Raw genomic sequence first — 21,149 nt, 5'->3', positions numbered from 1 at the left:
GCAGTGAGCGCGGCATGGAACCGCAATTTCAGGCGCCGCCTTCCTTGCGTCCGTCATACGCCGTCAGCACCTTCTGGGCGACCATGTCGACAGCGGGTTTCACGAGACCGTTCTTGTCGGTCCATACCTTGGGCGTCAGCGCGCCGCTCAACGCAATGCTGTCGGCGTCGCTCAAGGCGAGCAACGCGGTTTGTACGTCGTTGTCGAAAGCAATCACGTTGACGAAGAGCGTATCGCCGTCATTGGTAGCCGCGCGCACTTTACAGGTCACGAAACGCGTGCCGTTTTGCCCCGTGCGAATCTGCGCCTCACCGTATAAACGCCCGCTCACCAGTCCATCTATCATCTTTCCGCTCCCTTGATTGCATGCCGCGCATACCGTGCGCGATGCGTATGATCCCATGAGACGCGGCGCCGCTTGCAAATCGGAGACAACGCTTCGTCATGCTCCTGTTCATGCGCTGACCGCGATATCCACACCGCGCACGAGCCGTTTTGCGAGCCGCGGTTGCCGCAACTGATCGAGCCACCACTGCAATGCACGACCCTCATGGTCGCCGCGCCACGCGACATACAGCACGTTCGGCTCGCGCGGATCGGCCGTGGTCTTTTCGATCAGCTCACCTCGTTTGACCAACGACGCGATCCGCTGACGCGGCAGCCAACCCACGCCGAGGCCATCCCTTTGCGCGAGGATTTTTGCCCGCATGGTCGGCACCGCAAGCGATGTCTGCCCGCCTATCACGCCGTACGCTCGACCTGCGGTGGTACGCGACGAATCGGCCACCACGACGGAGCGATGCGCCAGAATGCGCTCGCGTTCGAGTGGGCCGTCGATGCTCGCCAGCGGATGACGCGGCGACACCGCGAACGCCCAGTCCATCACGCCGAGTTCGAACCAGCGCAGACCGGGAATCGCCGGCGGCTCGTTAGTCGCGCCGACGATCACATCCGCGCGGCCGTCGCGCAGCGCTTCCCATGTGCCGCTCAAGACCTCGTGCGTGAAACGCAGCCGGACGCCGGAGTCGAGCGCATCGAATGCGCGCACGACCGGCATCAGCAGTTCGAATTCGATCACCTCGTCGGTCACGATCCACAGCCGGTCTTCCCAGCCGCTCGCGATCTGCCGCACGCGCTGCGTCATGCGCGACATGTCGAGCATCAGACGCGCGGCTTCATCCGCGAGAAGCTGACCCGCGGGCGTGAGTTGCAGGCGATAACGCCGCCGGTCGAACAGCAGCGCGTCGAAGCGCGTCTCCAGTTGGCGGGCGGCATGCGAGACCGTCGACGGCGCTTTGCCGAGGCGCGCCGCCGCGCGCGACAGGCTGCCCGTCTGCCGTATCGCTTCGAGCAACGCTAGTTCTTCCTCTGACAACATGTTCCATTCCTTCGAACGAGATCACCGGCAAGATCGTACGGCAAAGCATGGCGCCTCGCCCGGCACAGCCGAATTGCGGCCAACGTCATGCGTTCACGGCGTGCCGGCCGTGCTTGCCGCAGCCGCCGCTTCGAAAATATCGCGCAACCACTGCGCAAACACGCGCACGCGCGAGGACAACTGGCGATTCTGCGGATACAGCACTGAGACAGGCATCGGCGGCGGCGGGAAATCCGCGAGGATGATCTTCAGCCGCCCCGCCGCCAGTTCATCCGTCACGCGATAGTGCGGCACCTGGACGATGCCGAGGCCGGCCACCGCCGAGCCCGTATAGAGTTCCGTGCCCGTCACCGACACCGCATCGGGCAGCAGCATCGGCGTCATGCGTCCTTCGATGCTGAACTCCAGCGGCACCGGCCTGCCAGTCGCGCTCGACACATAGTTGACCGCGCGGTGCGCGGCGAGCGCCGAGGGAGCGGCGGGCTCGCCATATTTCTCCAGATAGACCGGGCTCGCCACGGTCACTTGCCGCAATTGCGCGACGCGTCGCCCGACCATCGACGAATCTTGCAGGTTGCCCGCCCGCAACACGCAGTCGATGCCCTCGCGCACCAGGTCGACGAGGCGGTCGTCTTCGCCGATTGTCAGTTCGATGTCGGGAAAGCGCGCGAGAAACGCCGGCAGCGCCGGTACCACGAAGTGCCGCGCGAGCGTGCCTTGCAGATTCACGCGCAACAGTCCCTTCGGCGCGAGGTTGGAGAACGAGCCCTCCGCCTCCTCCATATCGGCGATCAGCCGCACGCAGCGGCCGTAATACGCCTCGCCGTCAGGCGTGAGGCGGACCGTGCGCGTGGTGCGTTCGAGCAGCCGCGCGCCGAGCCGCTCCTCCATGCGCTTGACGAGGTTGGTCACCGTGGCGCGCGGAATCTGCAGGTCGTCGGAGGCGCGCGTGAAGCTCCGGCGCTCGGCGACCCGCACGAAAACCCGCATTTCCTCGAAACGGTCCATGGCCGGCCTTACCTATTGTTAACGAGAATGGAATGATGATGGCAAGTCTAACCCGATTATCCCGACGTCGAACGCGTCCATCATTGACGTCACTCTTACCCACTACCGAGAAGGAAACGAACCATGAACACGACCGGAAACGCTAAAGTCGCCATTGTGACCGGCGCATCGCGCGGCATTGGCGCGGCCATTGCACGACGTCTCGCAAACGACGGTTTCACCGTGGCCGTCAACTATGCGTCGAGCTCGAAGGAAGCCGACGCGCTCGTCGCCGAACTCAATGCCGCCGGCGCGAGGGCGATCGCAGTGAAGGCCGATGTGTCGAACGCTGCCGATGTGCGCCGCATGTTCGGCACCACCGAGCAGCATTTGGGCAAAGTGGACGTGCTGATCAACAACGCCGGCATGAACAAGCCGACACCGCTCGCCGATACCAGCGACGAGTTGTACGACCGCGCATTCGACATCAACGTGCGCGGCACCTTCAACACATTGCGCGAAGCGGCAGGCCGCATGAACGACGGCGGACGCATCGTCAATTTTTCGAGCACCACGCTGGCGCTCAACATGCCCGGCTACGCGATCTACAACGCGACGAAGGCGTCTGTGGAAGCGTTCACGCATGTGTTCGCGAAGGAGCTGCGCGGGCGCAACATCACCGTGAATGCGGTGGCGCCGGGTCCGGTGGCGACGTCGCTGTTCTTCGACGGCAAGACCGAGGAGCAGATCCAGCACTTCGCGAAGATGCCGCCGCTGGAACGCCTGGGCCAACCCGAAGACATTGCGTCGGTGGTGGCGTTCCTCGTCAGCGCGCAAGCCGGCTGGGTCAACGGCCAGGTGCTGCGCGCGAACGGCGGGCTGGCTTGAGGTGGCTTGGGGACTTGAGGACTTGAGGACTTGATGTGGCCTTAAGTGGCCTTCGGCGGCTCAAAGCGGCCGAGAAGCGGCATGAACAGAAGCGCGGCGAGCGTTAGTTCGGACACTTATAAAGAAACCCCGAACTAACGCATCAAAGCACGTCGCAAATCTCGCTTACACCGCTTTCGGATTGCGCTCGGCGAACCCTTCCTGATGCCAGTACGGATAAGCGGGCCGCACGGCGCTCGCCGCGTCGAGCCTCGCGACCTGCTCCGGCGTCAGATTCCAGCCGACCGCGCCGAGGTTCTGCCGCAATTGTTCTTCATTGCGAGCGCCGATCAGCACCGTCGACACCGTGGGACGCTGCAACAGCCAGTTCAGCGCAATCTGCGGCACGGTCTTGCCGGTTTCCACGGCGATTTCGTCGATGGCGTCGAGCACGCGGAACAGATACTCTTCCGGCACCGGCGGGCCCATGTCGGCGGTCTTGTGCAGACGGCTCGTATCGGGCAACGGCTGGCCGCGCTTGATCTTGCCGGTCAGACGCCCCCAGCCGAGCGGACTCCAGATCACCGCACCCACGCCTTGATCGATGCCGAGCGGCATCAGCTCCCACTCATAATCGCGGCCGACGAGCGAGTAATACGTCTGGTTTGCGACATGGCGCGGATAGCCGTAGCGATCCGCCGTATCGAGCGACTTCATCAAATGCCAGCCGGAAAAGTTCGACACGCCCGTGTAGCGGATCTTGCCGGCGCGCACGAGGTCGTCGAGCGTGGACAGCACTTCGGCGACCGGCGTTCTGGCATCGAAACCGTGTAACTGGAACAGGTCGATGTAATCGGTTTGCAAGCGCTTGAGCGCCGCGTCGACGGCCTGAATCAGATGAAAGCGCGACGAGCCGACGTTGTTCGGACCGTCGTCGAAACGGAAGGTCGCCTTGGTCGAGATGATCGCCTTATCGCGCCTGCCCTTCAGCGCTTCGCCGAGCACCGATTCGGAAGCGCCGCGCGAATACATGTCGGCGGTATCGAACATGGTCACGCCCGCATCGAGGCAGATGTCGATCAGACGCCGTGCTTCGTCGACGTCAGTGGAGCCCCATGCCTTGAAAAAATCGCCCTTGCCGCCGAACGTGCCCGTGCCGAAACTCAGCACCGGCACCTTGAAACCGGATGCACCCAGATGTCTGTATTCCATTGATGAATCTCCGTGGCATAGCCGTCGTGAAACGGAGATTCAGTCTACGCCGGTCCGCGCGAACGCGTCGTCGGCGAGTGCAGTGCGCACGGCTTGCATCACGCTGCCCCAATTGCCCACCGCGGGCTGCCTGGACAGCCTCGCGCGCGGATACCAGGACGTGTCGCCGCGCGCGAATATCGGCACGATCACGCCATTCACGAGCGGCGTTGGGCTCCGCAAAAAGATTACTGCGCGGCCGCTGTCAGATGCTTGCGCTTGGCCAGTTCCTGAGCTAGCGCGTAATGCTCCTGGATGGTCGGCAGCGCCTTTCTCGCCGCGTCTTTCAACTGCGGATCGCGGCCCGAAGCGATTTCCGCCTGGAACGCCGACAGCGCTTTGCGCTCGCCGGCAAGCGCGACCTGCTCGATGTACGCCTTGTCGAACTCGGCGCCACGCAGATTGTTGATGCTCGCGAGCACTGCGGTATCGGGATCGTTCTTCGGCACGTCGACGCCGCGGGGGCTTGCGGCGCGCAGCGCGTCCGAGATTTTGGCGTTGTCGGTCGAGACGCGCTCGGCGAATGCCTTCACGTCGCGGTCGATCGAGCGCGACGTGGCGATGCGAGCGGCATCGCGTTGCGTGGCGACGGCCTGGGTGCCGTCGGCGATGAACGTCTGGTCGGCGGCATGCAGACGGCCCGCGTCCGGCGCGGCGGCTGTCGTAGCGGCCGGGGCCGTCTGGGCGCTGGCCGCCGTGGCAACGACCAGCAGGCTGGCCATGCAGGCACTCGTGATAGTGGCGAGAGGCAAGCGGATCATATGTTCTCCTTCGATTGAATGCGAAACGGCAACGATGCGTGCGCCTTTGCGCTGCGACTGCGCGCCCGCCCGACTGGCTGGCGATTTCACAGCCGCCCGCGTTTGGGAGCCGCCGCAAGCGCCGCGCGGCGCCACGTTTCATCGCCGGGAAATTCTAGGAGCCGCCTGGAAGAACGTGTGAAACGACGCTGTCGCTTGTGTAACGTTAGGTAACCTTCATACAAATGACTCCCGAACGTGCGTCGGCTCACCCAGGGATTCCGAGCACAATCGCGACGAAGCGCTGAATTTTTCGGCAACCGCGCCGATAACTGAAAGTAAGAGGCGCGTGGGCTTGAACGCAACGCGAGCGCGCGCCCAGGCACCGTAATCCTGGAGAGATTCGATGGCAGCAGATAACCGCGCGCACGACGAACGCAGCAACCTGACGAGTTCCAACAAATTCGAACTGCTGCTGTATCGGCTGGGTTCCGTTCCCGGCAGTGACGCGCACGAGCTTTACGGCATCAACGTATTCAAGGTCCGCGAGATTTCGACCATGCCGACGGTGACGCCTATCGCCGGTTCGTCGCCGTACGTGATGGGCGCGGTGGACATTCGCGGCCAGATCATCCCTGTGATCGACTTGCCGCGGCTGATGGGCTGCGAGCCCACGCGCGGCCTGAACATTCTGCTCGTGACCGAATTCGCGCGCTCCACGCAGGCGTTCGCGGTCGAGGAAGTCGACGACATCGTCCGTCTCGAATGGAATCAGGTGTTATCCGCCGAGGGCGCGGCCGGCGGCAATCTCGTCACGAGCATTGCGCGGATCGACGGCAATACGGGCGACTCGCGGCTCGCGCAGGTGATCGACGTCGAGCAGGTGTTGCGCGATGTGTTCCCGTCGCAGCATCCGAGCGTGGACCCGGCGTCGGTCGGCGACGCGCTGGGCATTCGCCCCGGCGCGAAGATTCTTGCCGCCGACGACTCCGGCTTCGCCCGCAAGCTGATCGAACAGGCGCTGACCGCGATCGGCGCGGAGTACGTGATGACCAAGACAGGCGAAGAGGCCTGGCAGACGTTGCAGCAGGTTGCCAAAGAAGCGGAGTCGAGCGGCGCGCGCGTCAAGGACAGCATCGCCCTCGTGCTGACCGACCTGGAGATGCCGGAAATGGACGGCTTCATGCTGACTCGCCAGATCAAGGCCGACGAACGCACGCGCGACATTCCGGTGATCATCCATTCCTCGTTGACGGGCGCGGCCAACGAGGCGCATGTGAAGAACGCCGGCGCGAACGGTTATGTCGCCAAGTTTGCGGCCGGCGAACTGGCCAACGCGATTCGCACCGCGCTGTTGTCTGCCGCCGAGGCTGCGGCCTGAGAGGAGCGCCTACGCGATGCGCGTTCTCTGACATCGCTTCTATCGACGCACGACGGAGAAAGCCAGCCGGCTCGAGACGGTCGCCGCAATCGGCCCGCCCGTGTCCCAGGTCACGTGCGTTCTCCTCGTGATCGCGTGAAGCGTTGCGCTTGCAATGAAGCATTGGATAGCGCAACGGATTCTAGGGAACGAGGGCAGCCTCAACGCATCGGCACACCGGCGTTCGCATAGCTTTGCAACGAGTCGCGTCCTGCTTGCCTGACGGTTTCGACTTTGGCAATCAAGCCGGCGCAAATCGCCCTGAATCATGCGGCGGAGGCGGCCCCCAAACGCTTGAGTTCCGCCACTTGCGCCTCCAGCTCCGCGATGCGCTCATCGCGCTCCTTCAGCGCGGCAGCCACATCGGCAGCCTCGAACCGCTGCGGAATATGCTTCGGACAATTGACGTCCCAGGCACGCGCCGTCATCACGATGACGCGTTCGCCGCGCGCCTTGTAATCCTCGGGCATCAGCTTCGCCAGCAGCGCCGGATCGTCGTCGATCACGCGTGCCTCGCCCCATATCTTGATGCGCCGACGATGCGCGTAGTCGACGAGAAAGAGATGCGCCTTCGGATTGTCCACCAGGTTGCCGGCCGTAATGTACTGGCGATTACCGGCGAAATCGGCAAACGCAATGCTGTGGTCGTCGAGCACGCGTAAGAAACCCGGCGGGCCGCCGCGATGCTGAATATACGGCTGCCCTTCGCCGCTGACCGTTGCAAAAAACACGCTCGTCTGCTGCTCGATGAAACTCGCGACGTCAGGCGTCAGGCGCGTCTGCCACCCGTGGTCTTCTTCCATGCGCGCATAGGCATCGCGCGAGCCGTTGCGACTCTGCAATGCCTTGACGGTCGGCGTAAAGGCAATGTCGCTGGGGTGAACGTGCCGATGCGGGACGAGGCGTGTCATGAAGCGGCTCCTTCGCGGGATGCCCCGCAGGTGACGCGTTCAACCTTACCCGTTTGAGTCTTTGCAGAGAACCCGGCTGAATTGGGAACCGGGTTTTCATAAATCGAGAATAACGCGCTTTATGAGCCGCACGCACCTCAGGCACTCGGCACGAGTTCCTCTTCGCGCTCCAGCGAACGCGTGTTCCTGAGTTCGGGGAAGAACTTCATCCACAGCAAGGCGACCGTGATCGTCGCGACACCGCCCACCAGCACAGCCGTTCGCGCGCCCCACCAGCCTGCCGTCACGCCGGATTCGAATTCGCCCAATTGATTCGACGTCCCAATGAAAAGCGAATTGACGGCGCTCACGCGTCCGAGCTTTTCATCCGGCGTGCGAAGCTGCACGAGCGACAGGCGCACGACGACGCTGATCGTATCCGACGCGCCGAGAACCATCAGCGCAATCAGCGAGACGATGAACTGATGCGACAGCCCGAACACGAGCGTGGCGAAGCCAAACGCGATCACGCCGCCGAACATGGCCGCGCCGGGCCGGTTACGCAGCGGAAAATGCGCAAGCCAGATGGTGCCCGCGAGCGCGCCGATGGCGGTGCCCGAGCGCAACAGGCCGAGGCCGAGCGGCCCCGTGTGCAGGATGTCGCGCGCGAATACCGGCAGCAACGCCGTCGCGCCGCCGAATAGTACGGCGAACAGATCGAGCGATAACGCCCCGAGTATCACCGGCTCCTTGCGGATGAACGCGATACCGGAGAACACCGATCCAAGCGTGACGGGCGCGCGGTTCGCCGGCTTCATGCGCAGCGGAATGCCCCACACGGCCGTGGCCGCAGCGGCGAATGACAGCGTGCACGCAAGATAAGCGGCGCCCGGGCCGATGCCGTACAGCAGACCGCCCAGCGCCGGACCGGCGATCTGCGCGGTCTGATTCGCCGAGGTGGCCCACGCCGTCGCTTTCGGCAATTGGCCGCGCGACACGACGCCCGGCAACAGCGAAGCGACCGCCGGCGACTCGAACGCGCGCGCCGCGCCCACGCATGCGGCCAGCACATAGATGACCGGCGCGCTGATCCAGCCACCGAAGGTGCCGCACGCGAATAGCAACGCAGCGACGCTTTCCAGGCTTTGACAGATGGCCGCGATACGTCGACGGTCGTAGCGGTCCGCGAAGTGGCCGACTACGAGCGTGAGCAGGAACATCGGCAGAAATTGTGCGAGGCCGACGAGGCCCAGAGCGAACGCGCTGTGAGTGAGCGCGTAGATGTGCCATCCCATTGCGACCGCGAGCATCTGGAACGACAGTGACGACAGAATGCGCGTGCACCAGAAGCGTTGAAACGCCGGTTGCTTCGGCAAGCTGAGTGTTGATGAGTCGGTGGAGTCGGTGGAGTCGTTGGAGTCGTTGGAATCGTTGGGATTGGCGGGAACGGGCGGCATCGAGTCGTGGTCTCTACTGGCTGGCTTGGGCGGGCAGCTAGTTTAGAGCAACGCTATCTGTTTTGCTGAGGCGCCCTCACTGTCGTTTACGGCGCCACCGTCGGCGCGATCGGCAATCTGGATCTCGCGGGCATGCGTCACGAGCATGCGTCACGAGCTGTACATGGGCGGCGAGTACGAACGCCAGCGCAGTTTCCGCGGCGACACGAGCGATGCCGAAACACTCGTGCACGCTCAAGCACTTCTTGCGCATGCCGACGGTAAGATGATGCAGCGGACTTACCGGCGAAAAAACCGGAACGCGTGAGACGTTTGGAATGAATTTCTATGGCACAGCGTGGGTTTGTGGCTCAGCGCTGAACTTTGAAAAGCCGTAAAGGCTTGATGGAAGGGTGGCGGAGAGACGGGGATTCGAACCCCGGATAGGTTATTAACCTATACACGCTTTCCAGGCGTGCGACTTAAACCGCTCATCCATCTCTCCGGCGGGGAGCCGAATTATAGCAAACTTCGCGCGGTGCGCCACACTCCCGCGCAAACGCGTCTATGGATGCCGGATGTAGTCCACCAGCGCCCTCGTATAAGCATCCGGTTTGCGGTCGACGAGACTCACGCCGATCGCCACCAGAAAGCCCGCAGGCACGCCGAACACGCCCGAGCTGATCGGCTCGATGCCGAACCATCGCGGTCCCGCGAAACCCGTCATCTGTGCGAAGAAGGGATACGTCGAGACGATGTAGTAGATGCACACCAGCAGTCCCGCCAGCATGCCGGCCACCGCCCCTAGCCGCGTCGTGCGCTTCCAGAACACGCCCAGCACGAGCACCGGGAACAGGCTCGATGCAGCCAACGAAAACGCCGCGCCCACCAGAAACAGAATGTTGCCGGTATTGAGCGACGCCACATACGAGGCAAACAGCGCCACCCCTAGCAGCAGAATCTTCGAAATGGTCACGCGCCGCTGACTCGATGCGCCCGGATCGACCATGTGGTAATACACGTCGTGCGATAAAGCGTTGGCAATCGTTAGCAGCAAGCCATCGGCGGTCGACAGCGCCGCGGCCAACGCGCCCGCCGCGATCAGGCCGGACATCACATACGGCAGCCCCGCAATCTCGGGCGCGGCGAGCACGACCATGTCGGGCTGCATCTGAATCTCACTCCATCGCACGATCCCGTCGGCGTTCGTGTCGGCGAGAGTAATCAGGCTCGGCTCGACCTTGCGCCATTGCGTGAGCCATTGCGGCAAATCGGCAAAGTGATGACCGACGAGGTTCGTCAATATCTCGTACTTGATCAGCACCGCGAGCACCGGCACGGTCACGTAGAACAGCGCGACGAAAAACAGCGTCCAGCCGACGGAGCGTCGCGCGGAAGCCACCGACGTCGTCGTGTTATAGCGCGTCAGAATATGCGGCAGACTCGCAGTGCCCAGCGACAGACACAGCAACAGCGAAAGAAAATTGCGCTCATGCATGCGCCGCTCTTCGTCGCTTGCTGCGGGGAACGGCTCGTGCATCGGCAGCGGCGCCGCAGCGCGCATCAGCATTTCGTCGCGCTGTTGAGTCCACACGATCTGCGCGGCGGCGGCATCGCGCGGAAATTGTTCCAGCGCTTTTTCGCGCTCCTTGATCTCGCGCAGCGGACCATTATGGCGGCGCAAGTCGGCAACTTCCTGCGTGAGCCGCAGCTTTTGCTGGACGAACGAATGCGGCAGCGTGTCGAGCCGCTGCTGCATCAACGCGGCTCGACGGCGGTAGTCGTCGCGCACGGTCTGCTCGAGCGGCTCATCCCGCACCTGCTTCTCAAGACTTTCGACGCGCTCCATCAAACGGCCGTAGCTCAATTGCGGCACCCAGCCGAGGCCGTCTTTATGCGCGATCATCGAAACGGGAATCAGGATCGCAGCGATCAGGATGATGTATTGCGCAACCTGAGTCCACGTCACCGCGCGCATGCCACCGAGAAACGAGCACACGAGAATGCCGGCGAGCCCGCAGAAAATACCGACTGCGAAGTCGACACCGATAAAGCGCGTCGCAATGAGACCGACGCCCTGAATCTGCGCGACGAGATAGACGAACGAACACAGGATCGCGGACAACGCGGCAAGGCCGCGTACGGCGTTGCTCGAAAAGCGCGTGCCGAGAAAGTCGGGAATCGTGTAGCGCGCGAGCTTGCGCACGTACGGCGCGAGCAGAAACGCAACGAGGCAATAGCCGCCGGTCCAGCCCATCAGATAGGCAAGGCCGTCATAACCGGTTGCATAGATGGAACCGGCGAGACCGATGAACGATGCTGCCGAGAGCCAATCGGCCGCGGTCGCCATGCCGTTGAACGCGGACGGCACGCGTCGCCCGGCCACGTAGTATTCGACGAGATCGGAAGTGCGCGACAGCAAGCCGATCACCGCATACACGGCAATCGGCACGAACAGGAACACATAGCCGATCCACATGCCCGGACCGGTCTTGCGCTCGATGCGCCACATCACATAGATGAAAAACAGGAAGCCGAGCGTATAAAACGCGTACGAGCGGATGAGGCGGTTCGTGAGCTTCATCGGCTCACGTTCCGTGCGCGCCGGCATCGGCGGCCGTATTCGTGCTTGCTGTCACGCTTGCAGCGGCGTTGGCAGCGGTGCTCGAATCGGCGTTGGCATTCGCGGCCGCATTGGCGTCGGCATCGAATGCGCGTTGCAGTTGACGGTCGGCACGCTGCATCGACAGGATGTACACGACGATCAGCGCGAGGTAGATCAGGATCGCACCCTGTGCGCCAAAGTAGAACGGCAATCTGAAGCCGGCAAAACGCACGTGCGACAGCGCGGGCGCGACTAGCGGCAACAGGAACGAGACCGCGAAGCCCACGGACATCAACGCTGCAATCAGCGCGAGGTTGAAGCGCCAGTACTTTTGATGCGCGCGAGCCAGCGCGGCCGAAACCGCGGGCGGTTCGGGCGCAGGATTTTGCGTAGCGTGAGAAGAGTGATGTGGCGCGGCCATGCGCCTATGTATCAAAAAGGCACCGGGCAGGCAATCGGGGTTGTCCGCGCGATGGCTGATCCAGGCATCCGGCGAGGAGCGCGTCGTTCGACACGCCCCCGCCTTTTCATACCGACGACATGAAACGCATAGCCAAACGCATGCTCACAGCGACTCGCCGAGTTGATCGAGAATCGCCGGATTCTCGAGCGTCGACACGTCCTGTGTGATCGCTTCGCCCTTCGCAAGCGAACGCAACAAACGGCGCATGATCTTGCCCGAACGCGTCTTCGGCAGGTTCTCGCCGAAGCGGATGTCCTTCGGCTTTGCGATCGGACCGATCTCCTTGCCGACCCAATTGCGCAGTTCGTTGGCGAGTTTGACCGCCTCCTCGCCTTCAGGACGCGCGCGTTTCAACACGACGAACGCGCACACCGCTTCGCCGGTCGTAGCATCGGGACGCCCCACCACCGCGGCTTCAGCGACCATCGGGTTCGACACCAGGGCCGATTCGATCTCCATCGTACCGAGGCGGTGACCCGACACATTGAGCACGTCGTCGATGCGGCCCATGATCGTGAAGTAGCCGGTTTCCTTGTCGCGCACCGCGCCGTCGCCGGCGAGATAGAGCTTGCCGCCGAGTTCCTCAGGGAAATAGCTCTTCTTGTAGCGGTCCGGATCGCCCCACACGTTGCGCAACATCGCCGGCCACGGCCGCTTCACCACGAGAATGCCGCCCTGCCCGTTCGGCACGTCCTGTCCGGTTTCGTCGACGACCGCCGCCATGATGCCCGGCAACGGCAGCGTGCACGAACCCGGCACCAAAGGCGTTGCGCCCGGCAACGGCGTAATCATGTGACCGCCGGTTTCCGTTTGCCACCACGTATCGACAATCGGACAACGCCCGCCGCCGACGTTCTCGTGGTACCACACCCACGCTTCCGGATTAATCGGCTCGCCGACCGTGCCGATGATGCGCAGCGTCGACAGGTCGTAGCTCTTTGGATGCACTTTCTGGTCCGCTTCGGCGGCCTTGATCAGCGAGCGGATCGCGGTTGGCGCCGTATAAAACAGCGTCACCTTGTGCTTCGCGATCATGTCCCAGAAGCGGCCGGCGTTCGGATAGGTCGGCACGCCTTCGAACACGACCTGGGTGCCGCCGAGCGTCAGCGGACCATACGTGATGTAGCTATGACCCGTGATCCAGCCGATGTCGGCAGTACACCAGAACACGTCGGTGGGCTTCCAGTCGAAGGTCCACTTCATGGTCTGCGCCGCCCACAACAGATAGCCGCCGGTGCTGTGCTGCACGCCCTTCGGCTTGCCCGTCGAACCGGATGTGTAAAGGATGAAGAGCGGATGCTCCGCGCCGACCCACTCGGGCGCGCATTGATCCGACTCGGCCTGCGTGATCTCGTGCATCCACAGATCGCGGCTTTCGTCCCACGCAATCTTGCCGCCAGTGCGCTGGTAGACGATCACGCTTTTCACTGCATCGCAGCCGCCCATTGCGAGCGCTTCGTCGGCGATGTTCTTCAGCGGCAAGGCCTTGCCGCCGCGCATCTGTTCGTCGGACGTGACGAGCGCGACCGCGCCCACATCCACGAGGCGCTCGTTGAGCGACTTCGACGAGAAGCCGCCGAACACCACCGAGTGCGTCGCGCCGATACGCGCACAAGCCTGCATCGCGACAATGCCTTCGATCGACATGGGCATATAGATCACCACGCGATCGCCCTTCTTCACGCCGCGCTTCTTCAGCGCGTTCGCAAAGCGCGACACGCGTTGCAGCAGATCCTGATAGGTGACGTTGGTGACGGTGCCGTCGTCGGCTTCGAAAATAATCGCGACGCGCTCACCGTTGCCCGCTTCCACGTGACGGTCGATGCTGTTGTACGACGCGTTCAGCTGACCGTCTTCGAACCACGTGTAGAACGGCGCTTTGGATTCGTCGAGCACCTTCGTGAAAGGCTTGTTCCAGCTAAGCGTCTCGCGAGCGAGGCGCCCCCAGAAGCCTTCATAGTCGCGTTCGGCCTCGGCGGTCAGCGCATGGTAAGCGTCCATGCCGGAGATCGTGGCGCCGGCCGCTGCTTCAGCGGAGGGCGGGAAAACACGGCGTTCGTGAAGAACCGATTCAATCGCAGACATCGACAACCCCTTGGTGAAGATGAAACGTAAAACCTGTGCCGGCGCACCGTTGGCGCGCCGTGTCATGTTGACGCCGCAATCGGAAAGACCGATTGCCGGCGCGCTGTCTCCCGCCTCGCGCGTCGACTATCAAAAGTCGCTGCGCCGCAGACCGTTCCGTCAGCCTGCACTCATGTGGCAATGCAACATGAATACTTGCGCGGCAACGTCCACTCTCACGTTCAACCATAAGCGGTGCAACTTACCGGCCACTTACGCGGGCGGCGTTGGCTTGCCCGCACAAACCCTTAGGCGATTCGTCCGACGCGTTCATCAAGCCAAGCATGCTACGCGCTACGCTGCGTTCATGGGCGCTCGCGTTTACGCTGCGTTGCGGGCCCCGACACAATGCTAACTGAACTAGCCCCCCGGATTCCAGTTTGAATCGCTACGCCTGCTTCTCATCGCTTCGATGCCTGGCGCGCAGCAGTCGGATTGGTAGATTAATTGTCGAGCACGTCCCGTTCCTCTCTTTGCGCTGCTGGATTCATGATCGCCATGGCGACATTATTCACGCCGTGATGTGCCGGGGGGTCATGCGGGGGCATCGCGCGCCGGTTGCATTGCTCGCGCCGCCACGGCGCCCACCCTGCCCGCCGCGCCGCAGCAAACACGCCCGACGCTGTACAATAGCGCGCGCTGATGCGAGCGCTGCCGGCCCGCTAGTGGCTCGCTGATGACCTGTAGCGGGCCGCTTCCCTCTCGCGCCGCCGCCATCCGCGCCTCGCTTTGCGTGCCCGATCCGCGCGTGATTCGCACGCGGGCGGCGCATTTGGTCCACGTTCCATCACCTGCGTTCGATCCGACTCTTGCCTATGTCCGCTCCGCGACCCGACTCTGCGCGTCAACGCCGCCCCATGCGCCCGCTGCCCGTCATCATCTTCATGAGCCGCTGGCTGCAGGTGCCGCTCTATCTGGGACTGATCGTGGCCCAGGGCGTCTACGTGGTGCTGTTCCTGAAGGAAGTCTGGCATCTGGTCACAGCGTCCATGACGCTCAACGAAACCAACATCATGCTGGTCGTGCTCGGCCTGATCGATGTGGTCATGATCTCGAACCTGCTGATCATGGTGATCATCGGCGGGTATGAAACTTTCGTGTCGCGGCTCGGTGTCGAGGGTCATCCGGACGAACCGGAATGGCTCGACCATGTGAACGCCGGCGTGCTGAAAGTGAAGCTCTCCATGGCGCTCATCAGCATCTCGTCGATCCATCTGCTGAAAACGTTTATCAGCCCCGACCAGAATTCGACGCACACGATCATGTGGCAAGTCATCATCCATGTCGCGTTCCTCTTCTCGGCATTGATCATGGCCTTCGTCGACCGGCTGACCACGCATACGCATCCGACTCATTTTCAGGAACCCGCGGATTTACGGCCGCTGGGCTCCAATGGTTCCACTCCCCTGAATGCGCACGACTGACCGCATAGCCTGCGAACAGAAAAAAGCGCTACCGTCCCCACCGAGCTTAGCCATGACCGTCATCAAACAGGAAGATCTGATTCAGAGCATTGCTGATTCGTTGCAGTACATCAGCTATTACCATCCGCTCGACTACATCCAGGCCCTGGGCCGCGCGTACGAACTCGAACAGAGCCCGGCCGCGAAAGATGCGATTGCACAGATTCTCACCAACAGCCGCATGTGCGCCGAAGGCAAGCGGCCGATCTGCCAGGACACGGGCATCGTCACGGTGTTCGTCAAGGTCGGCATGGACGTGCGTTGGGCGAGTGAAAACGGCAGTGCGACGATGGGCGTCACCGACATGATCAATGAAGGGGTGCGCCGGGGTTATCTGAATCCGGACAACGTGCTGCGCGCGTCGATCGTGAGCCCGCCGGAAGGTGCGCGCAAGAATACGAAAGACAACACGCCAGCCGTGATCCACTACGAGATCGTGCCGGGCGATAAAGTCGACGTGCAGGTCGCCGCCAAGGGCGGCGGCTCCGAAAACAAGTCGAAGTTCGCGATGCTCAATCCGTCGGACTCGATCGTCGACTGGATTCTGAAGACCGTGCCGACCATGGGCGCGGGCTGGTGTCCGCCGGGCATGCTCGGTATCGGCATCGGCGGCACCGCTGAAAAAGCGATGGTGATGGCCAAGGAATCGCTGATGGACCCCATCGACATCCAAGACGTGATCGCACGCGGCCCGAAAGACTGGATCGAAGAGCTGCGCGTCGAACTGCACGAAAAGGTCAACGCGCTCGGCATCGGCGCACAAGGTCTGGGCGGTCTCGCCACCGTGCTCGACGTGAAGATCATGGCGGCGCCGACGCACGCCGCGTCCAAGCCGATTGCGATCATCCCGAACTGCGCGGCCACACGTCACGCGCACTTCACGCTTGATGGCTCGGGCGTTGCGAAGCTCGAAGCGCCGTCGCTCGACGCATGGCCGAAAGTGCAGTGGGAACCGAACACGGAAACCAGCAAGCGTGTCGATCTGAACACGTTGACGCCGGAAGAAGTCGCTGCGTGGAAGCCGGGCCAGACACTCCTGCTGTCGGGCAAAATGTTGACGGGCCGCGACGCTGCGCATAAGCGCATCGCCGATATGCTGGCAAAGGGCGAAAAGCTGCCGGTCGAATTCACGAACCGCGTGATCTACTACGTCGGCCCGGTCGATCCGGTGCGCGATGAAGCGGTCGGCCCGGCGGGCCCGACCACGGCAACGCGCATGGACAAGTTCACCGAGACCATGCTGTCCCAAACCGGTCTTATTTCGATGATCGGCAAGGCCGAGCGTGGGCCCGTTGCGATCGAGGCGATCAAGAAGCACAAGGCCGCCTATCTGATGGCCGTGGGCGGCGCAGCGTATCTCGTGTCGAAGGCGATTCGCAGCGCGAAGGTTCTCGCGTTCGAAGACCTCGGCATGGAAGCGATCTACGAGTTCGACGTGCAAGATATGCCGGTAACGGTCGCGGTCGATTCGAGCGGCACCTCGGTGCACCAGACCGGCCCAAAGGAATGGCAAGCGAAGATCGGCAAGATTCCGGTCGCAACCGTCTGATTCGCCGCCCACGCGTATCGCGTGTCATCGCGTGTTCTGAGAAGCCGGGACCACGGTCCCGGCTTTTTTCATGGCCGGCCGCGCGCCATAAGCGGTCTAGCGAATGACGACCGGAACAACGCCAGGAACGACGTCAAAAGGTGTTCCGTTCTCTTGGCTTTTTCAGGTATGGCGTTTATTGTTGTTGGAAAATTGAAGTCCCCAAATAAGGAAAGATCATGCAAGGCGACAAGAAAGTTATCGAGTATCTGAACGCTCAGTTGAAAAACGAACTGACCGCGATCAACCAGTACTTCCTGCACGCGCGGATGTACAAGCATTGGGGCCTCGAGAAACTCGGCAAGCATGAATACGACGAGTCGATCGGCGAAATGAAGCACGCCGACTGGTTGATCGAACGCGTCTTCATGCTCGACGGTCTGCCGAACCTGCAAGATCTGCACAAACTGCTGATCGGCGAGGAAACGAAAGAAATCCTCGAATGCGATCTGAAGCTCGAACAGATTTCGCAGAGCACCTGCAAGGAAGCCATTGCCTATTGCGAATCGGTTCGTGATTTCATCTCGCGTGAAATTTTCGTGAAGATTCTCGACGACACCGAAGAGCACATCGACTGGCTCGAAACCCAGCTCGACCTGATCGACAAGGTCGGCATTCAGAACTATCAGCAGACCGCAATGGGCTCGGTCGAGTCCTGAGCGGATCACACGGCACCTCCGCGCGCCGGCACATGAGTCCGCTCATGCGAGACAGCATGCGCCGTGCGGGCGATATCGGGCGATATACTTGCGCTCGCCCCTTGCCCAAGATTTCGCTGACCGCCGCTTCGCGCGTGTCCTGATTGCCTATGCCTGCAGAACCATCGTCTTTGAACGCGTCAGTTGCCTCCGTGGGAGTGCAGTCGCGCGCGCCGGTCGGCATTTTCGATTCGGGTCTAGGCGGTTTGTCGGTGCTGCGGGCGGTCCGGGCGCAATTGCCTGACGAGGCGCTGCTGTATCTCGCAGATTCGCTGTACGCGCCCTATGGTGAGCGCGACGACGACTTCATCGCCGACCGCACGCTGGCAATCGGCGAGTGGCTCGTCAAACAGGGCGCGAAAGCGCTGATCGTGGCCTGCAACACGGCGACCGCGCAATCCATTGCGCTGGTCCGTGAAAAACTGCCCATTCCGCTGGTGGGCGTCGAGCCGGGCATCAAACCCGCCGCGCTGCAGTCGAAAACCCGCGTGGCCGGCGTTCTCGCCACGCAAGTCACGTTGCGCAGCGCGCGCTTTCAGGCGCTGCTCGAACGCTACGCCGCGGATTGCCGCTTTCTCTGCCAGCCCGGCCACGGTCTCGTGCAGGCCGTCGAGCGCTGCGACGTCGGTTCGCCGGAACTGCGGGCGTTGCTGCGCGACTACGTTCAGCCGATGCTCGACGCCGGCGCTGACACGCTGGTGCTCGGCTGCACTCACTATCCGTTCCTCGATGCGGCGATCCGCGACATTGTCGGCGACCGGCTTGCGCTCATCGACACGAGCGTGGCCATTGCCCGCCAGTTGGAGCGCGTGCTCGAACAGCACGGCATGCGCGCGGCGCCGCAAACGGCGGGCGCCGCGCCGCCCCGCTTCTGTTCCACCGGCGACGGCGCGCATCTGCGGCAAATCGTCGCCACACTGCTGCAAATCGACGCCGACGTCGAGCGCGTGGTCATTCCTTCGCCCCGCACGGCGGCGTTGTCCTCGCAGCCGGCCTGAAAAGCCGCTTCCGCCGCCGTTTGTGGCGCCCTCTCTCTGCTTCTTTATGCTGTTTCAATGCGTTGCGCGGTACAGCCAGGCGGCGGTCCAGGCGGTCGTCCCGTAGCCGAAACCCTTCTAACAGTCTGGTTTTGTTACAAAAAACCACTTGGGACGCTTGCCAAACGACTCAAACATAATGATAATAATTCGCATTAACGTTAGCTATGACGCCTGCCATGATTGTCTGTGTCTGCAAGTCTGTTTCTGACCGAAAGATCCGTGCCTCGATCGCGGAAGGCGTCGATTCGTTCGACGAGCTGCAATTCGAACTCGGCGTGGCGTCGTGCTGCGGCAAGTGCGCGGACTCCGTGCGCGATGTGATGATGCAAAGCGGCGTGTGCGCCAGCCGCTGCGGCTTCGAGCATCATCAGCAAGCTGTGCCGCTGACGTTTTACGAACGCAAGGCGGCTTAAGACGGATTGCGACGCGCGGCGCAGGACACATCCCAGCGCTTGTGCTGCACCGTTTGCCGCTCCTTTAGCACTCCTTTACCGCTGTTCTAGCGCGGTTGAGTTAATCCCACTGCCGTCAGCAAGCCAGTATCCCTGCCAGCCAGCTACCCGCTCACCCGTCAAAGGAGTTCGAGATGGAATTGCTGATTGGTTTCGTTACCACCTTGTTTATTTCGCTGCTGATCTTCCGAACATGACGATGTCTTGCCAGACGCGCTGCATCGACAGCGCGTCGCCACGCTAACATGCAGGCTTCGCCTATCGTCCCAGCCGGCGCCGCGCCGGCTTCGTCCACCCGAATGAATCCCCGCGTCCTGACCGCGACCGCCATGGTCGCAGCGGTTCATGTCGCGTTGCTTGCCGTGGTCCTGACCTTGCGTCACGAACCCGTGCAGCCCGCGCTCGAGTCGCGCGTGATGACCGCGCAGTTGCTGCCTCCCGCGCCTGTTGCCGCGCCGGTCGCGATGCAGTCGGTCGCGCCGCCGCCACCCACGCCCACGCCCGCGCCGCCGGTTCGTACGAAGCCGAAGGTTCAGCCCAAGCCGACGCCGAAACCGACTCCCACGCCGTTACGCGAGGCGCCCGCACCGTCGCCGACGCCCGTGGCGGCTCCGGATCCGACGCCGCCTGCCCCTCCTGCGTCCGTTGCCCCGCCAGCGCCGGCCGCGCCCACCATCGGCCGTCAGACGATGGAGATCACCGCGCCGAAGAACGTCTCGCATCTCGACTGCAATATCGCCAAGCCCGAATATCCGACGCTCTCCAGACGCCGCGGCGAAACTGGCACCGCGTATGTGAAGTTCGTGGTTGGCCTGACCGGCAAGCTCGAGAACATCGAATTGAAGAAAAGCAGCGGCTTCAGCCGCCTCGACGACGCCGCGCTCACCGCCGCGCATGCAAGCGCGTGCAAGCCCTATCTCGAGGACGGTCAGCCGGTTCGGGCCGCGTACACCCAGCCTTATAACTTCAATCTCGAAGATTGAAGCAGATTTTAGAAAAAGGAATTGCTATGCAAAACTACGGATTGGCGCACGTGTGGGCGCAAGGGGATTTCGTCACGCGCGGTATTGCGCTGGCGCTGCTGGTGATGTCCGTGATGTCGTGGAGCGTGATTGTCATCAAAGGATGGAATGTGATGCGTTTGAACCGCCTCACGAAAAATGCCGAGCAGGCGTTCTGGCATTCGGACGATCTCGCCGACGGCGTCAAGAAGCTTGGCGCCGGGTCGTCGACGCCGCATGACAATCCGTTCCTCGCGCTCGCGCTGTCGGGCCAGGAAGCGGCCGATCATCACCATCAGACGCAGCCGCATCTGCACGATCGCATGGACGTGTCCGACTGGGTCACGCGCTGCCTTAAGGACACGATGGACGAAAGCGTCGCACGCATGCAGAGCGGCCTGGCGATTCTCGCGTCGATCGGCAGCACAGCGCCGTTCGTCGGTCTGTTCGGCACCGTGTGGGGCATTTATCACGCGTTGCTGGCGATCGGCGCAAGCGGCCAGTCGTCGATCGACCAGGTGGCCGGTCCTGTCGGTGAAGCGCTGATCATGACCGCATTCGGTCTCTTCGTTGCGATTCCGGCTGTGCTCGGCTATAACGCGCTGACGCGTGCGAACAAGGCGATCGTCGCCAAGCTGAGCCGCTTCGCGCACGGCTTGCACGCATTCTTCGTGACGGGCGCACGCCTGTCGTCGTCCAAACGCGGCGACGGCCTGCGCCTCGCGACTCGCGCCAATTGAAGCGCC

At 62.7% G+C, this 21,149-nt stretch carries 20 protein-coding genes and 1 tRNA gene; 9 read left to right on the top strand and 12 right to left on the bottom strand.

Annotation, left to right across the window (positions count from 1 at the left end; translation table 11 throughout):
* Positions 1-28 precede the first annotated feature (28 nt).
* The 3 genes from C0Z16_RS29695 to C0Z16_RS29685 all read right to left on the bottom strand — a co-directional run bounded on the left by C0Z16_RS29695 (position 29) and on the right by C0Z16_RS29685 (position 2,386).
* A complete protein-coding gene (locus C0Z16_RS29695) occupies positions 29-346 on the bottom strand; it encodes a single-stranded DNA-binding protein (protein WP_102635615.1) in 318 nt (105 codons plus the stop codon).
* 108 nt (positions 347-454) lie between these two features.
* On the bottom strand, positions 455-1,378 hold the full coding sequence (locus tag C0Z16_RS29690) for a LysR family transcriptional regulator (RefSeq protein WP_102635614.1): 924 nt from the start codon (positions 1,376-1,378) through the stop codon (positions 455-457).
* Between the two features lie 93 nt (positions 1,379-1,471).
* The gene (locus C0Z16_RS29685; protein WP_102635613.1) at positions 1,472-2,386 is read right to left on the bottom strand and encodes a LysR family transcriptional regulator; all 915 of its coding nucleotides are present in this window, start codon (positions 2,384-2,386) and stop codon (positions 1,472-1,474) included.
* 123 nt (positions 2,387-2,509) lie between these two features.
* Here C0Z16_RS29685 and C0Z16_RS29680 point away from each other — a divergent pair, with 123 nt between their 5' ends.
* Positions 2,510-3,253 (top strand): SDR family oxidoreductase, encoded by a 744-nt coding sequence (locus C0Z16_RS29680; RefSeq protein ID WP_102635612.1) that lies wholly within the window; start codon positions 2,510-2,512, stop codon positions 3,251-3,253.
* 165 nt (positions 3,254-3,418) lie between these two features.
* Here the strand turns inward: C0Z16_RS29680 and C0Z16_RS29675 are convergent, their stop codons facing one another.
* From C0Z16_RS29675 to C0Z16_RS29670, 3 genes are read right to left on the bottom strand one after another with little or no spacing between them, the layout of a single operon-like run.
* A complete protein-coding gene (locus C0Z16_RS29675; RefSeq protein WP_102635611.1) occupies positions 3,419-4,444 on the bottom strand; it encodes an aldo/keto reductase in 1,026 nt (341 codons plus the stop codon).
* 39 nt (positions 4,445-4,483) lie between these two features.
* Positions 4,484-4,666, bottom strand: coding sequence for a hypothetical protein (locus C0Z16_RS37550; RefSeq protein ID WP_146014371.1), 183 nt, complete (start codon positions 4,664-4,666; stop codon positions 4,484-4,486).
* Between the two features lie 5 nt (positions 4,667-4,671).
* Positions 4,672-5,244: a DUF4142 domain-containing protein gene (locus tag C0Z16_RS29670; protein ID WP_102635640.1), complete on the bottom strand. Its 573-nt coding sequence runs from the start codon at positions 5,242-5,244 to the stop codon at positions 4,672-4,674.
* Between the two features lie 385 nt (positions 5,245-5,629).
* Between C0Z16_RS29670 and C0Z16_RS29665 the strand changes: the two genes are divergently transcribed.
* A complete protein-coding gene (locus C0Z16_RS29665; RefSeq protein ID WP_102635610.1) occupies positions 5,630-6,604 on the top strand; it encodes a chemotaxis protein in 975 nt (324 codons plus the stop codon).
* Positions 6,605-6,909: 305 nt separating this feature from the next.
* Here the strand turns inward: C0Z16_RS29665 and C0Z16_RS29660 are convergent, their stop codons facing one another.
* The 6 genes from C0Z16_RS29660 to acs all read right to left on the bottom strand — a co-directional run bounded on the left by C0Z16_RS29660 (position 6,910) and on the right by acs (position 14,122).
* Positions 6,910-7,554, bottom strand: a complete 645-nt coding sequence (locus C0Z16_RS29660; protein WP_102635609.1) for a pyridoxamine 5'-phosphate oxidase family protein — start codon at positions 7,552-7,554, stop codon at positions 6,910-6,912.
* A gap of 137 nt (positions 7,555-7,691) precedes the next feature.
* Positions 7,692-8,990, bottom strand: coding sequence for an MFS transporter (locus C0Z16_RS29655; protein ID WP_175130713.1), 1,299 nt, complete (start codon positions 8,988-8,990; stop codon positions 7,692-7,694).
* Between the two features lie 393 nt (positions 8,991-9,383).
* A tRNA-Ser gene (locus C0Z16_RS29645) sits at positions 9,384-9,474 on the bottom strand.
* A gap of 60 nt (positions 9,475-9,534) precedes the next feature.
* The gene (locus tag C0Z16_RS29640) at positions 9,535-11,553 is read right to left on the bottom strand and encodes a sodium:solute symporter family protein (protein ID WP_102635638.1); all 2,019 of its coding nucleotides are present in this window, start codon (positions 11,551-11,553) and stop codon (positions 9,535-9,537) included.
* 4 nt (positions 11,554-11,557) lie between these two features.
* Positions 11,558-11,995, bottom strand: a complete 438-nt coding sequence (locus tag C0Z16_RS29635) for a DUF4212 domain-containing protein (protein WP_102635608.1) — start codon at positions 11,993-11,995, stop codon at positions 11,558-11,560.
* Between the two features lie 144 nt (positions 11,996-12,139).
* Positions 12,140-14,122 (bottom strand): acetate--CoA ligase, encoded by a 1,983-nt coding sequence (acs, locus tag C0Z16_RS29630; RefSeq protein ID WP_102635637.1) that lies wholly within the window; start codon positions 14,120-14,122, stop codon positions 12,140-12,142.
* An 896-nt stretch (positions 14,123-15,018) separates the two neighbouring features.
* On the opposite strand from acs, the gene C0Z16_RS29620 reads away from it, so the two are divergent.
* The 7 genes from C0Z16_RS29620 (at position 15,019) to C0Z16_RS29590 (ending at position 21,143) form a co-directional block, all read left to right on the top strand.
* Positions 15,019-15,585 carry a TIGR00645 family protein gene (locus C0Z16_RS29620; RefSeq protein WP_217479636.1) on the top strand — a complete coding sequence of 189 codons (567 nt, stop codon included), beginning with the start codon at positions 15,019-15,021 and terminating at the stop codon, positions 15,583-15,585.
* A gap of 52 nt (positions 15,586-15,637) precedes the next feature.
* Positions 15,638-17,173, top strand: a complete 1,536-nt coding sequence (locus tag C0Z16_RS29615; RefSeq protein ID WP_102635605.1) for a fumarate hydratase — start codon at positions 15,638-15,640, stop codon at positions 17,171-17,173.
* A 218-nt stretch (positions 17,174-17,391) separates the two neighbouring features.
* A complete protein-coding gene (gene bfr / locus C0Z16_RS29610; RefSeq protein WP_020069969.1) occupies positions 17,392-17,871 on the top strand; it encodes a bacterioferritin in 480 nt (159 codons plus the stop codon).
* Positions 17,872-18,020: 149 nt separating this feature from the next.
* Positions 18,021-18,908 (top strand): glutamate racemase, encoded by an 888-nt coding sequence (gene murI / locus C0Z16_RS29605; protein ID WP_102635604.1) that lies wholly within the window; start codon positions 18,021-18,023, stop codon positions 18,906-18,908.
* A 218-nt stretch (positions 18,909-19,126) separates the two neighbouring features.
* Positions 19,127-19,363: a (2Fe-2S)-binding protein gene (locus C0Z16_RS29600; protein WP_102635636.1), complete on the top strand. Its 237-nt coding sequence runs from the start codon at positions 19,127-19,129 to the stop codon at positions 19,361-19,363.
* Positions 19,364-19,647: 284 nt separating this feature from the next.
* On the top strand, positions 19,648-20,385 hold the full coding sequence (locus C0Z16_RS29595; RefSeq protein ID WP_102635603.1) for an energy transducer TonB: 738 nt from the start codon (positions 19,648-19,650) through the stop codon (positions 20,383-20,385).
* 26 nt (positions 20,386-20,411) lie between these two features.
* Positions 20,412-21,143, top strand: a complete 732-nt coding sequence (locus C0Z16_RS29590; RefSeq protein WP_027779251.1) for a MotA/TolQ/ExbB proton channel family protein — start codon at positions 20,412-20,414, stop codon at positions 21,141-21,143.
* Positions 21,144-21,149: the final 6 nt, after the last annotated feature.

The sequence above is a fragment of the Paraburkholderia rhynchosiae genome (assembly GCF_002879865.1).
Lineage (GTDB): Bacteria > Pseudomonadota > Gammaproteobacteria > Burkholderiales > Burkholderiaceae > Paraburkholderia > Paraburkholderia rhynchosiae.
Note: the sequence above shows the minus strand (reverse complement) of the source record. Positions and strands in the feature narration are given on the sequence as shown.

Coding starts and splice junctions, on each gene's coding strand:
- C0Z16_RS29695 (WP_102635615.1), bottom strand. CDS start 346: ATGATAGATGGACTGGTGAGCGGGCGTTTATACGGTGAGGCGCAGATT.
- C0Z16_RS29690 (WP_102635614.1), bottom strand. CDS start 1,378: ATGTTGTCAGAGGAAGAACTAGCGTTGCTCGAAGCGATACGGCAGACG.
- C0Z16_RS29685 (WP_102635613.1), bottom strand. CDS start 2,386: ATGGACCGTTTCGAGGAAATGCGGGTTTTCGTGCGGGTCGCCGAGCGC.
- C0Z16_RS29680 (WP_102635612.1), top strand. CDS start 2,510: ATGAACACGACCGGAAACGCTAAAGTCGCCATTGTGACCGGCGCATCG.
- C0Z16_RS29675 (WP_102635611.1), bottom strand. CDS start 4,444: ATGGAATACAGACATCTGGGTGCATCCGGTTTCAAGGTGCCGGTGCTG.
- C0Z16_RS29670 (WP_102635640.1), bottom strand. CDS start 5,244: ATGATCCGCTTGCCTCTCGCCACTATCACGAGTGCCTGCATGGCCAGC.
- C0Z16_RS29665 (WP_102635610.1), top strand. CDS start 5,630: ATGGCAGCAGATAACCGCGCGCACGACGAACGCAGCAACCTGACGAGT.
- C0Z16_RS29660 (WP_102635609.1), bottom strand. CDS start 7,554: ATGACACGCCTCGTCCCGCATCGGCACGTTCACCCCAGCGACATTGCC.
- C0Z16_RS29655 (WP_175130713.1), bottom strand. CDS start 8,990: ATGCCGCCCGTTCCCGCCAATCCCAACGATTCCAACGACTCCAACGAC.
- C0Z16_RS29640 (WP_102635638.1), bottom strand. CDS start 11,553: ATGAAGCTCACGAACCGCCTCATCCGCTCGTACGCGTTTTATACGCTC.
- C0Z16_RS29635 (WP_102635608.1), bottom strand. CDS start 11,995: ATGGCCGCGCCACATCACTCTTCTCACGCTACGCAAAATCCTGCGCCC.
- acs (WP_102635637.1), bottom strand. CDS start 14,122: ATGTCTGCGATTGAATCGGTTCTTCACGAACGCCGTGTTTTCCCGCCC.
- C0Z16_RS29620 (WP_217479636.1), top strand. CDS start 15,019: ATGCGCCCGCTGCCCGTCATCATCTTCATGAGCCGCTGGCTGCAGGTG.
- C0Z16_RS29615 (WP_102635605.1), top strand. CDS start 15,638: ATGACCGTCATCAAACAGGAAGATCTGATTCAGAGCATTGCTGATTCG.
- bfr (WP_020069969.1), top strand. CDS start 17,392: ATGCAAGGCGACAAGAAAGTTATCGAGTATCTGAACGCTCAGTTGAAA.
- murI (WP_102635604.1), top strand. CDS start 18,021: ATGCCTGCAGAACCATCGTCTTTGAACGCGTCAGTTGCCTCCGTGGGA.
- C0Z16_RS29600 (WP_102635636.1), top strand. CDS start 19,127: ATGATTGTCTGTGTCTGCAAGTCTGTTTCTGACCGAAAGATCCGTGCC.
- C0Z16_RS29595 (WP_102635603.1), top strand. CDS start 19,648: ATGCAGGCTTCGCCTATCGTCCCAGCCGGCGCCGCGCCGGCTTCGTCC.
- C0Z16_RS29590 (WP_027779251.1), top strand. CDS start 20,412: ATGCAAAACTACGGATTGGCGCACGTGTGGGCGCAAGGGGATTTCGTC.